The sequence below is a fragment of the Kitasatospora sp. NPDC093679 genome (assembly GCF_040683455.1).
GTDB lineage: Bacteria > Actinomycetota > Actinomycetes > Streptomycetales > Streptomycetaceae > Kitasatospora > Kitasatospora arboriphila.
In genome coordinates this window covers 68,656-80,257 of the sequence record NZ_JBFBDW010000003.1, presented here as the reverse complement: position 1 = coordinate 80,257, position 11,602 = coordinate 68,656, and the positions used below count along the sequence as shown (strand labels likewise).

The 11,602-nt window shown below is 73.9% G+C and carries 13 protein-coding genes; 9 read left to right on the top strand and 4 right to left on the bottom strand.

The window, feature by feature from the left end; genetic code table 11:
- The first annotated feature begins 92 nt into the window (after window positions 1-92).
- Window positions 93-1,988, top strand: a complete 1,896-nt coding sequence (locus AB0O09_RS03845; protein ID WP_363539902.1) for a ricin-type beta-trefoil lectin domain protein — start codon at window positions 93-95, stop codon at window positions 1,986-1,988.
- Between the two features lie 70 nt (window positions 1,989-2,058).
- Here AB0O09_RS03845 and AB0O09_RS03840 read toward each other — a convergent pair whose 3' ends face one another.
- Window positions 2,059-2,328, bottom strand: coding sequence for a DUF4190 domain-containing protein (locus AB0O09_RS03840; protein ID WP_363539900.1), 270 nt, complete (start codon window positions 2,326-2,328; stop codon window positions 2,059-2,061).
- Between the two features lie 39 nt (window positions 2,329-2,367).
- Window positions 2,368-2,523, bottom strand: coding sequence for a hypothetical protein (locus AB0O09_RS03835; protein WP_363539898.1), 156 nt, complete (start codon window positions 2,521-2,523; stop codon window positions 2,368-2,370).
- Window positions 2,524-2,639: 116 nt separating this feature from the next.
- On the opposite strand from AB0O09_RS03835, the gene AB0O09_RS03830 reads away from it, so the two are divergent.
- The 6 genes from AB0O09_RS03830 (at window position 2,640) to AB0O09_RS03805 (ending at window position 8,891) form a co-directional block, all read left to right on the top strand.
- Entirely contained in the window at window positions 2,640-3,263 is a 624-nt protein-coding gene (locus tag AB0O09_RS03830; RefSeq protein ID WP_363539897.1) for a TetR family transcriptional regulator, read from the top strand.
- Window positions 3,264-3,641: 378 nt separating this feature from the next.
- Window positions 3,642-4,481, top strand: coding sequence for a serine protease (locus tag AB0O09_RS03825; RefSeq protein ID WP_363539895.1), 840 nt, complete (start codon window positions 3,642-3,644; stop codon window positions 4,479-4,481).
- A 152-nt stretch (window positions 4,482-4,633) separates the two neighbouring features.
- Window positions 4,634-5,260 (top strand): TetR/AcrR family transcriptional regulator, encoded by a 627-nt coding sequence (locus AB0O09_RS03820; protein ID WP_363539893.1) that lies wholly within the window; start codon window positions 4,634-4,636, stop codon window positions 5,258-5,260.
- A 73-nt stretch (window positions 5,261-5,333) separates the two neighbouring features.
- Complete coding sequence (locus AB0O09_RS03815) at window positions 5,334-6,959, top strand: acyl-CoA dehydrogenase family protein (RefSeq protein ID WP_363539891.1); 1,626 nt, start codon at window positions 5,334-5,336, stop codon at window positions 6,957-6,959.
- Entirely contained in the window at window positions 6,956-7,858 is a 903-nt protein-coding gene (locus AB0O09_RS03810) for an amidohydrolase family protein (RefSeq protein ID WP_363539889.1), read from the top strand. The genes AB0O09_RS03815 and AB0O09_RS03810 overlap by 4 nt, the downstream gene beginning before the upstream one ends.
- A 169-nt stretch (window positions 7,859-8,027) precedes the next feature.
- Window positions 8,028-8,891 carry a DMT family transporter gene (locus tag AB0O09_RS03805; protein ID WP_363539887.1) on the top strand — a complete coding sequence of 288 codons (864 nt, stop codon included), beginning with the start codon at window positions 8,028-8,030 and terminating at the stop codon, window positions 8,889-8,891.
- 19 nt (window positions 8,892-8,910) lie between these two features.
- Here the strand turns inward: AB0O09_RS03805 and AB0O09_RS03800 are convergent, their stop codons facing one another.
- Window positions 8,911-9,699, bottom strand: a complete 789-nt coding sequence (locus tag AB0O09_RS03800; protein WP_363539885.1) for an inositol monophosphatase family protein — start codon at window positions 9,697-9,699, stop codon at window positions 8,911-8,913.
- 119 nt (window positions 9,700-9,818) lie between these two features.
- Between AB0O09_RS03800 and AB0O09_RS03795 the strand changes: the two genes are divergently transcribed.
- The gene (locus AB0O09_RS03795) at window positions 9,819-10,802 is read left to right on the top strand and encodes an Lrp/AsnC family transcriptional regulator (protein WP_363539883.1); all 984 of its coding nucleotides are present in this window, start codon (window positions 9,819-9,821) and stop codon (window positions 10,800-10,802) included.
- A gap of 38 nt (window positions 10,803-10,840) precedes the next feature.
- Complete coding sequence (locus AB0O09_RS03790; RefSeq protein WP_030267423.1) at window positions 10,841-11,092, top strand: DUF2277 domain-containing protein; 252 nt, start codon at window positions 10,841-10,843, stop codon at window positions 11,090-11,092.
- Here AB0O09_RS03790 and AB0O09_RS03785 read toward each other — a convergent pair.
- On the bottom strand, window positions 11,061-11,564 hold the full coding sequence (locus AB0O09_RS03785; protein WP_344622723.1) for a DUF2269 family protein: 504 nt from the start codon (window positions 11,562-11,564) through the stop codon (window positions 11,061-11,063). The genes AB0O09_RS03790 and AB0O09_RS03785 overlap by 32 nt on opposite strands.
- Window positions 11,565-11,602 lie beyond the last annotated feature (38 nt).

The following is an 11,602-nucleotide window of genomic DNA, read 5'->3' as shown; positions in this document are numbered from 1 at the left end:
ATGAGTCATCAGGAGTTGAATCTGGACCGCCGGCCGGCAGTCGTACCTCGCCCATCCGTCCCACCCACCCCACACCGAAGGCGGATCCGATCATGGCCTGGCCCCCACCCCACCATGCCGCCCGCACGCGCCGGACGGCCGCCGCGCTGCTCTCCGGCGCCCTGGCCGCGACCGGCCTGCTGGCCGGAGCCCCCGGCGCGCACGCGACAGGCGAAACCGTGAACGTCTGGCTCACGACCACCGACGACGCCGGCGGCCGGCACGTCACCCGCGGGCTCGCCCAGCAGGCGGCGTTCACCTTCAACCCGGGCTCCGGCAGCGGAGGTCAGCTGATCTCGGTCGACGAGTCCACCCGCTACCAGCAGTTCACCGGCGGCGGCGCCTCGTTCACCGACACCGCCGCCTGGCTGATGAACAGCAGCGGCGCCCTGAGCGCGACCACCCGCGACGCCACCATGCGCAAGCTCTTCTCGCCGACCGAGGGCATCGGGCTGTCGTTCCTGCGCAACCCGATGGGCTCCTCCGACCTGGCCCGCTACGGCTACACCTACGACGACCAGCCCGCGGGATCGGTCGATCCGGCGCTGAACGGCTTCACGATCGGCCACGACCTGGCCGACGTGCTGCCGCTCACCAAGCAGGCCGAGCAACTCAACCCGGCCCTCACCACCATGGCCTCGCCGTGGACGGCGCCCGCCTGGATGAAGGACAGCGGCAACCTCAACGGCGGCTGGCTGAAGGCCGAGTACTACGGCGCCTACGCCCAGTACTTCGTGAAGTACCTGCAGGCGTACCAGGCGCAGGGCGTGCCGGTGAACTACGTGACGGTGCAGAACGAGCCCACCTGTTGCGCCGGCTACCCCTCGATGAGCTGGAACGGCTCGGGTCTCGCCTACTTCACCAAGAACAACCTGCTGCCGGCGCTGGCCGGCGCGGGCCTGCCGACCAAGGTCCTGGCCCTGGACTGGAACTGGGACCAGTACAACGGCTACGCGGCGCCCGTGATGGACGACGCGGCGATCCGCACCCACCCCAACTTCGGCGGCATGGCCTGGCACGGCTACGGCGGCGACGTCTCGGCGCAGGCCACCGTGCACAACCAGTACCCGACGGTGGACGCCTTCGACACCGAGCACTCCGGCGGCACCTGGATCGGCAACCAGCAGCAGGAGGACATGCGCAACATCATCGACTACACCCGCAACTGGGGTAAGTCGGTGACCAAGTGGAGCCTCGCCGTCGACCAGAACATGGGCCCGCACTACGGTGGCTGCGGCACCTGCACCGGCCTGGTCACGGTGCACAACGGCGACTCCCGCAGCGGCCAGGTGGACTACACCGTCGAGTACTACACCATGGGCCACCTCACCAAGTTCGTGAAGCCGGGCGCCTACCGGATCGCCTCCACCGCCAACTCCGCGGTGCCGAACGTCGCCTGGCAGAACCCGGACGGTTCCAAGGCGCTGATCGCGTACAACGACAGCGGCAGCGCGCAGACCGTCCGGGTGGTCTGGGGCGGCCAGAACTTCACCTACGGCCTGCCCGCGAAGACCTCCGCCACCTTCACCTGGGCCGGCACCCAGGGCGGGGGCGGCGGCGCGACCGGCCGGATCACCGGCCTGGGCGGCAAGTGCCTGGACGTCGCGGGCGCCAACTCCGCCAACGGCACCGCCGTTCAGCTCTACGACTGCAACGGCACCGGCGCCCAGAACTGGACGGTCGGCACCGACGGGACGGTCCGCGCCCTCGGCAAGTGCCTGGACGTGGCCTCCGGTTCGACCGCCGACGGCGCCAAGACCCAGCTGTACGACTGCAACGGGACGGGCGCCCAGCAGTGGGCGTACAACCCCTCCACGCACGACCTCGTCAACCCGGCGGCGAACAAGTGCCTGGACGTGACGGACAACAGTCCGGCCAACGGTGCCCGGATCCAGATCTGGACCTGCACCGGCGCGGCCAACCAGAAGTGGACGGCCCCGACCTCCTGACGGGCCGGTCGTCCACGGGCACGCGCCCGGTCCTGCCGCAGGGGGCGGGACCGGGCGCGTCGCCGTTGCGTCAGGCGCCGAGCTGCCAGACGGTGCCGTGCCCGGCCAGGGTCGCCACCGTCAGGACGGCGAGGTCGGCGACGCCGAGCGCGATGCCGAGCAGGGCCCGGCCGCGCCGTCCGGTGCCGCGGACCAGGGCGAGCGTGCCGAGCGCGATCGCGACCGGGCCGAGCACCAGGTTGAAGAGCAGCAGCCCCGGCAGGGCCAGCAGGAAGGAGGCGACGGCCATCTGGTCGCCGTCGGCGGTGGTGCGGGTGCGGGGTGTGGCGAGCTGTTCCATGGCAGGACTCCGGTGGGAGGTCGAAAGGGTGCCGGGTTGTCAGCGGTGCCGGGCGCGGGCGATCCGCTCGCGGGCGCCGAAGGCGAGCAGCCAGAGCGCGATCGCGGCGGAGGCGCCCAGGAAGACCGGCATGGAGGTGTGGATCGCGGCCCCCGCGAGGAGGCCCATGGCGACGATGACGATCAGAAGGCTCACGGCAGGTGTCCTCTCCCCGGTCGGCGGCCGATTCGGTGTACGACTGTTCGCCGACTTCTCCATCGTACGCGCTCCGGGGCTCGCCAAAGTCGGCAAACGGTTGTTTACTGAATGATGTGAGTCACACCCCCGGGGTCCGCCAGGCCCAGAAGCAGCAGAGTCGCCGCGCCCTCCTCGACGCCGCCCTCGGCCTGCTGGAGCACCAGAACCTCAGCGGCGTCGGCGTCCGCGAGGTGACCCGGGAGGCCGGGCTCTCGCCGGCCGGGTTCTACCGGCACTTCCGCGACCTGTCCGAACTCGCCGTGGTGCTGGTCGAGGAGTCGCTCGCCAGTCTGCACGGGATGATCCGCCGGGTGCTGGCCGAGTCCGGCGACTCCGACCAACTCATCGACCGCTCGGTCGAGTTGATCGCCGACCACGTGCGCGAGCACCCGGCGTACGTCCGCTTCCTGGCGCGCGAGCGGCACGGCGGGGTGCGGGCCGTCCGGGAGGCCATCGCCGCCGAGTTCGAGCGCTTCGCCGACGAGGTGGCGGCCGGCCTCGGCGCCCAGCCGGCCTCGGAGGGCTGGTCCCGGGCGGACGTGCGGATGCTCGCCGAACTCTACGTCGAGCACATGGTGGCGACCGCCGCCGCCTTCCTGGAGGCCGGCCCGGCGGGGGAGACGCGGATCGCCCGCACCGCCCGCACCCAGCTGCGGCTGATCACCACCGGCCGCCGCCACTGGCTCGACGAGGGCTGAGATCCCGCAAGGGGGCGCGGAGGGCCGTGCGGTTCCGGGGTGCCCGACCAGCGTGTTCTCCACGTCCGCATCGCGCAGTTCCGCCCCCGGCCTTCGGCCGGGAGGTGCCCCCAGCGCCCCTGTTCGTGGTCGGCCTCCCTGCGCCCCCGGGGCGGCCCAGCCGTCGACGGCGCCGTGCCGGAGCGTCCGGAGCGGGGTGTCGCGGGCGGGCTGCGGCCGGTCGTCCTCGATCTCGTTCATCGCAGCAGGATGACGCACGGGTCCGGCTCCGGGAGCTCCTGAGGGGCAGTTGTTGTAACCGGTAATTCATACAAGCATATTGACTGTACGTCATGAACACGCCAGGTTTGGAGGACCCCCACTCCGAGAGGCCCTCCCATGAAGAAGCCGCTCATCGGCGCGTCCCTGGCCCTGCTGCTCGGCGGCGCCACCGCGCTGGCCGGTGCCGCCCCCGCCGCGGCCGCCACCGAGGGCGCCGCAGCCGTCGCCGTCGACTTCGCCGGCACCGTGGCGCTCAGCAACTGTTCCGGCTCGGTCGTCCGGCTGCCCGGCTCGGCCGCCACCGACCCCGCGCTGGTGCTCACCAACGGCCACTGCCTGGAGACCGGCATGCCCTCGCCCGGTCAGGTGATCACCAACCGCTCGTCCAGCCGCAGCTTCACCCTGCTCAACTCCTCCGGCGGCAGCCTCGGCACCCTGCGCGCGAACAAAGTCGTCTACAGCACGATGACCGACACCGACGTGACGCTCTACCAGTTGACCAGCACCTACGCCGCCATCCAGTCCCGCTACGGCATCGCCCCGCTCACCCTCTCGGCGAGCCACCCCGCGGCCGGCGCCTCGATCAAGGTGGTCTCCGGGTACTGGAAGAAGATCTACTCCTGCAGCGTGGACGGCTTCGTCTACCGGCTGAAGGAGGGCGGCTGGACCTGGAAGGACTCCGTCCGCTACACCTCCAGCTGCAACACCATCGGCGGCACGTCCGGCTCCCCGGTCGTCGACACCGCCACCGGCCAGGTCGTCGCCGTGAACAACACCGGCAACGAGGACGGCGAGCGCTGCACCGAGAACAACCCGTGCGAGGTCGACCAGAACGGCACGGTGACCGTCCGCAAGGGCATCAACTACGCCGAGGAGACCTACCTCATCCCCGCCTGCTTCGCCGCGGGCAACAAGCTCGACCTGAACCGGTCCGGCTGCGCGCTGCCCAAGCCGTAGCGGGCCGGTCCACGCCCGCAAGGGCCCGACAGCCAACTGCCGCCCCCTCCCCGAGGGCCGTCCGCCGACCGGCGGGCGGCCCTCGCGGCGTTCCCGGGCGGGCCGGCGCCGCCGCCTTCTCGAAGCAGTGAATCAGTGCTTCAATGCTTGGCATGGCATACCGACGCACCCCCGCCGTCCAGGCCCGGCTCGACGCCCAGCGCGCCGCCGTGCTCCAGGCGGCCGTCGCCCTGCTCGCCGAGCGCGGCTACGCGGGCTGCTCGGTCGCCGCCGTCGCCGAACGCGCCGGGATCGCCACCGGCTCCATGTACCGGCACTTCGCCGGCAAGTCCGACCTCGCCGTCGAACTCTTCCGCACGGTCGTCGGCGGGGAGGTCGCCGCCGTCACCGCGGCCGTCGAACGCGAGTCCACTCCGCAGCGCCGGGTCGCCGCCGTCGTCGAGACCTTCGCCGCCCGCGCGCTCAAGGCCCCCCGCCGCGCCTACGCCCTGCTCGCCGAACCCGCCGACCCGGTCGTCGACGCCGAACGCCTGGTCTTCCGCCGGGCCTTCCGCGACCTCATCGCCGCGCAGATCGCCGACGCCGTCGAGAGCGGCGAGCTGCCGCCCCAGGACGCCGAACTGACCGCCGCCGCGCTGGTCGGCGCGATCGGCGAGGCCCTCGTCGGCCCGCTCGCCGCCGGCGGCGACCCGGGCGACACCATCCCCGCACTCACCGCCTTCGCGCTGCGTGCCCTCGGCACCCCCGAGGCCGCGCCGCCGGCCCGCACCACCCGCTGAACCCCGAAACCCCGCAGAACCGTTCGAGCACCGAAACCCCGCAGACCCCAGACCCCCCGCCCAGGAGGACGGCATGCCGACGCACGAGGTCACCAACCAGGTCCCCGACCCGTACGGCCACGACGTCGCCGCCGACCCGGCGCTGCTCGCCGCCCTGCACCGGGCCGGCGCCGGCTGGGCCGAGGACGAGCTCCACGAACTCGGGCGCCTCGCCGGCTCCGAGGAGGCCGACACCTGGGGCCGCCTCGCCAACGAGAACCCGCCCGTCCTGCGCACCCACGACCGCTACGGCCACCGCGTCGACGAGGTCGAGTTCCACCCGTACTGGCACCGGCTGATGGACACCGCCGTCCGGTACGGCCTGCACGCCGCCCCCTGGGCCGACGACCGCCCCGGCGCGCACACCGCCCGCGCCGCCAAGTTCTACGTCTGGGGCCAGGTCGAGGCCGGCCACACCTGCCCGATCTCCATGACCTACGCCGCGGTGCCCGCCCTGCGCGCCACCCCCGACCTCGCCGAGCGCTACGAACCGCTGCTCTCCGCCCGGGAGTACGACTTCGGGCTGCGCGAGCCCGGTACCAAGCGCGGCCTGATCGCCGGCATGTCGATGACCGAGAAGCAGGGCGGCTCCGACGTCCGCGCCAACACCACCACCGCCGTCCCGCACACCGACGGCGGCTACCGGCTCACCGGCCACAAGTGGTTCACCTCCGCGCCCATGTCGGACGTCTTCCTCACCCTCGCCCAGGCCCCCGGCGGACTCAGCTGCTTCCTGCTGCCCCGGGTGCTGCCCGACGGCAGCCGCAACCCGATCCGCCTCCAGCGGCTCAAGGACAAGCTCGGCAACAAGTCCAACGCCTCCGCCGAGATCGAGTACGAGGGCGCCACCGGCTGGCTCGTCGGCGAGGAGGGCCGCGGCGTCCCCACCATCATCGAGATGGTCAACATGACCCGCCTCGACTGCACGATCGGCGCCGCCTCCGGCATGCGCTACGGCAGCGTCCGCGCCCTCCACCACGCCACCCACCGGCGGGCGTTCGGCGCCGCCCTGGTCGACCAGCCGCTGATGCGCAACGTCCTCGCCGACCTCGTCGTCGAGTCCGAGGCCGCGACCGTCGTCGCGATGCGGCTCGCCGCCGCCACCGACGCCGCCCTCGCCGGCGACGAACAGGAGACCCTGCTGCGCCGCCTCGGCCTCGCCGTCTCCAAGTACTGGGTCTGCAAGCGCGGTCCGGCGCACGCCGCCGAGGCGCTCGAATGCCTCGGCGGCAACGGCTACGTCGAGGAGTCCGGCATGCCCCGGCTCTACCGGGAGGCCCCGCTGGTCTCCATCTGGGAGGGCTCCGGCAACGTCGCCGCCCTGGACGCGCTGCGCGCCATGGCCCGCCGCCCCGCCAGCGTCGACGCCCTCCTCGCCGAACTCGACGCCGCCGCGGGCGCCGACCGCCGCCTCGACGCCGCCACCGCCGCCCTGCGCAAGCAACTCGGCGACCTCACCGACCTCGAGTACCGCACCCGCCGGCTGGTCGAGTCGATGGCACTCACCCTCCAGGGCTCGCTGCTCGTCCGGTACGGCGACCCGGCCGTCGCCGACGCCTTCTGCGCATCCCGGCTCGGCGGCGACCACGGACTCGCCTTCGGCACCCTGCCCGCCGGCACCGACACCGCCGCGATCCTGGACAGGGCCGTCCGGCGGTGACCGAGACCGACGAAGTCCGCGCCTTCTGGCAGCAGTTGGGGCTTCCCGGCCTCATCGACGTGCACACCCACTTCATGCCCGAGCAGGTGCTCGACAAGGTGTGGGCGTACTTCGACGCGGTCGGGCCGCTCACCGGGCAGCCCTGGCCGATCGCCTACCGGCACGCCGAACGGCAACGCGTCGACACCCTGCGGGAGTTCGGCGTCCGCGCCTTCACCGCCATGCTCTACCCGCACAAACCGGCGATGGCCGCCTGGCTCAACGCCTGGGCCGCGGACTTCGCCGCCCGCACCCCCGACTGCCTGCACACCGCCACCTTCTACCCCGAGGACGGCGCCGCCGGGTACGTCGAAGCGGCGCTCGACCGCGGCGCCCGGGTCTTCAAGGCCCATGTGCAGGTGGGTGCGTACGACCCGGCCGACCCGCGGCTCGACGCCGTCTGGGGCCTGCTCGCCGAGAGCGGCACCCCGGTCGTCACGCACTGCGGCTCCGGTCCCGCCCCCGGCAAGCACACCGGGCCCGGGCCGATCGGCGCCGTCCTCGCCCGCCACCCCCGACTCCACCTGGTGGTCGCGCACATGGGCCTGCCCGAGTACGCCGACTTCCTCGACCTCGCCGACCGCCACCCGAACGTCCACCTCGACACCACCATGGCGTTCACCGACTTCACCGAACGCCTGGCCCCCTTCCCGCCGGGCCTGCGGTCCCGCCTCACCGACCTGCAGGACCGCATCCTGCACGGCACCGACTTCCCCAACATCCCGTACGGGTACAGGCACGCGCTGACCGCCCTGGAGCGGCTGGGCCTGGGGGAGGAGTGGCTGCGGGCGGTGTGCTGGGGGAACGCGGCACGGCTGTTCGGAGTGGCCGGGGGTGAGCCGCTGCGCGGGGCGGGGTGACGGGGTAGTGGCGTGCTCTCCGGCTCGTGCGGTGTTCGCGGCTCGCACGGGGTTCGGCCAGGCGGAGCCCCTGAACGGCTGGCGCCGGAGTCGGGGTGCGGCGCGGTGCGGCCGGAGTACGGGGCGGGCGGGTGAGACTGGGCGGATCCGGTGAAGGGAACCGCCCGTCTTGCTCCCCGTCCTGTTCGCCCTGTGCGGCGCGATCAGCAACGCCCTGGCCACCGTGCTGCAGCACCGTGCCGCGCAGACCGTGCCGCGCTCCTCCGGCTTCCGGTTCGGCCTGCTGCGCGACCTGGCCCGCCGCCCGGTCTGGCTGGCGGGCATCGCCGCGGTGACCGCCGCCGCGCTCTTCCAGGCGGTGGCGCTGGCCCGCGGCGCCCTCTCGGTCGTCCAGCCGATCTTCGTCCTGGAGCTGCCGTTCGCGCTGGTCATCGCCTCGGCGATGTCCCACCGGAACCTCTCCCGCCGGGCCTGGGCCGCCGTCGCCTGCATGGTGGTCGGCCTCGGCCTCGCGCTGGGGGCCGCCGCGCCGACCCCCGGCACGATGCACGTCCCGATGTCCCGCTGGATCCCGGCCCTCGCGGGCTGCGGCGCCGCGATCGCGGTGCTCTGCGCGGTGGCGCTGCGCCGTCCGCCCGGCGGGGTCCGCGCCGCCTGCCTGGCGGGCGCGGCGGCCGTCGGCAACGCGCTGACCGCGGCGCTCATCAAGTCCTCCACCCATCTGCTCGACGAGCACGGGCTGGAGGCCTTCCTCACGGCCTGGCAGACCTACGGCTTCGCCGTCGCCGGGGTCGGGGCGCTCTACCTGCTGGAGAACGCCCTGCAGTCGGGTCCGCTGGTGGCCTCGCAGCCCGCGCTGACCCTCGGCGACGCGGGGGTCAGCCTGCTGCTGGGTGTCCTGCTGTACGAGGAGACGCTGCGCGCCGGCCTCTGGCTGATCCCCGAGACCGTCGGCGTCGCGCTGATCGTCGCCGGCGTCGTGGTGCTCGCCCGCACGCCCTTGACCAGCACCCTGATGAGCCCCAAGGGCTGAGACGGGGCCGCCGCGGCCGTCACCGCACCTGTGCCAGCACCGCCAGCGCCTCGGCGTGGACCCCGGGTGCGGCCGCCAGGAAGCTGTCCGCGGCCGGCGTCCACGGCCGCCCCGCCGCGTCGGTGACCACGGCCCCGGCCTCGGCGGCGATCAGGGCGCCCGGCAGCAGGTTGGGGCCGTCCTGGCCGTACTCCCAGAAGAGGCCGAGGTTCCCGGCGCCGACCTGGGCCACCTGCAGGGCGGTCGGGCCGAGGTTGCGGACGGCCAGGGCCCCGCCGAGCATCGCCGTCAGCGATTCGCCGGCCCGCCGCCGGGCGACCGGGTCGCCGGCCACCGTCGGCGGCTGCGCGGTGGCCGCGACCGCGACCTGCAGGGTGCGGGGGGTCGGGGCGATCGGCCGGCCGTCGAGGCGGGCGCCGCCGCCGCGCAGTGCGGTGTAGGTGGCGGCCTGGAGCGGCGCGTGCACCACGGAGAGCACGGCGGCGCCGTCCCGGACGAGGGTGGCGGTGACCGCCCAGTGCGGCAGCCCGCCCAGGTACTGGACGGCGCCGTCGGTGGCGTCGCAGACCCACCACTCGCCCTCGGCGGACACGTCGCCGTCCAGTTCCTCCCCGTGCCACCCGGCGGACGGCCGCAGCGCGGTGAGGCGCTCGCGCAGCAGCGCGGCGGCGGGTCCGTCCACGGCGCGGAAGGCGGCCACGGCCTCGGCGAGACCGGTCGCGGACACCGGGGCCGGGCTCTGCAGGGCGGTCAGCCGCTCGCCGACGGCGTGCACCGCGTCGATCGTTCCGGACAGCGTCTTCTCCACGGGGCTCCTCCCGGTCGTGGCCTGCTCGGTCGTGTCCGGCTCGGCCGTGGAGAAGGAGTACCGTGATCGCGGCGGACCGGGACCCTCAATCGGCCGGGAACGGCGGAGATCGGACAGCAGTGGACCTCGATGCGGTGGATCCGGACGAACGGCTGGACGAGCTGGACCGGCGGCTGGTCTGCGCCCTGCAGATCGACGGCCGGGCCGAGACCGGCCGGATCGCCGAGGTGCTCGGCGTCTCCGCCCGGACGGTGACCCGGCGCCTCGCCCGACTGCTCGGCAGCGGCACCGTCACCGTCGTCCTCATGCCGGACGTCCGGGACCGCGCGGTGGGTGCCCTGCTGCTGAGGGTCCGCGTCCTGCGCGGCAAGGTGGAGACCGTCGCGCACGCGCTGGCGGCCCGCCCGGACGTGCCGTTCGTCGACATCATGCTCGGCGGCAGCGAGGTGAGCGCCGTCGTGCTCACCGACGCCGGCTCCCGGGACCGCCTGCTCTACGGCCAACTCCCCGCCACCGGCGCCGTCCTGGAGACCGATGTGCACGCGGTGCTGCACGCCTTCGCGGACGCCGGCCACTGGCACTCCGGCCACCTCGCGCCCGAGCAGGTCGCCGCCCTCGTCCCGCCCGCCCCGACCACCGCGGCTCCCGCCACCGACGCGCTGGACCGGTCCCTGCTCGACCTGCTCGGCCGGGACGCGCGCCGGTCGCACGCCTCCCTCGCCGCCGCCTCGGGCGCGCCCGAGTCCACCGTGCGCCGACGGCTGCACCGGCTCGCCGCGGGCGGACTGCTGCGCACCCACGCCACCGTCGACCCCCGGCTGCTCGGCATGGCGGTCGACGCCAACCTCTGGCTGGACGTGCCGCCCGGCCGGCTGGCCGAGGTCGGCGGGGTGCTGGCCGGGCACCCGCAGGTGCACGGCGTCCTCGCGACCAGCGGCCCGGCCAGCCTGATGGCCACCGTCTTCTGCGAGGACCACGCCGCCCTGTTCCGGTTCACCACCGACGTGCTGGGCCCGCTCGACATCACCCGCGCGGAGACCGCGATCGTCGCCCGGGCGGTGAAACGCGCGGGCGTACGCCTCGTCGACCCGATCCGCCGATGACGGCCCGCGGGGCGGGCGCGCCGGGCAGACTGGGAGGTATGTGCCGATCGATCAAGACGCTCCGGCCGCCGGAGACGCCGGAGGTCACCACCGACGACGTCCACGCCGCGGCCCTGCAGTACGTCCGCAAGGTGTCCGGCTTCCGGGCGCCGGCCGCCCACAACAGGGAGGCCTTCGAGCAGGCGGTCGCGGCGGTGGCCGCCGCGACCCTGGAGCTGCTCGAAGGCCTGGAGATCCGGGGTGCCGGACGGGTGGAGGTCAGGCCCCCGTCGTCGACCCCGGTCGGATGACCATCAGCACCACGACCACCGCCCACAGCAGGTTGAAGACCCCGGCGGTCATCGGCAGCAGCTTGAGACCGCGCTCCGCCCGCTCCCGGTCGTCGCCGCGGGAGTGGGCGGCGGGGGTGCCCGCCTCCGCGTCCAGGGTGTCGATCACGGACTGCTGGGCGGGCACCACGAAGAGCAGCAGCGAGCCGGCCGACAGCGCGGTGATCACGATCGAGGCGATCAGCCAGCTCTGGCCGAGGACGTCCATCACCTGGGCCACGCCGATGCCCAGCAGCGGGACGGCGATCCCGAGCAGCGCGTAGACCTGGGTGATCCGGTGCAGCAGCCGCACCGAGGCGGCCGCGACCGGCTGGTCCGCGCCGGACCCCAGGGCCGCGGCCGCGCGCCGCGGGAACATGCTGACGGCGACCGCCACCGGGCCGATGAACAGCACCGAGGCCAGCACGTGCAGGCTCAGCAGGAACTTGGCCATGGGGAAGTCGTCCTTCGCGCGGCGGGGAGGAATGGGCG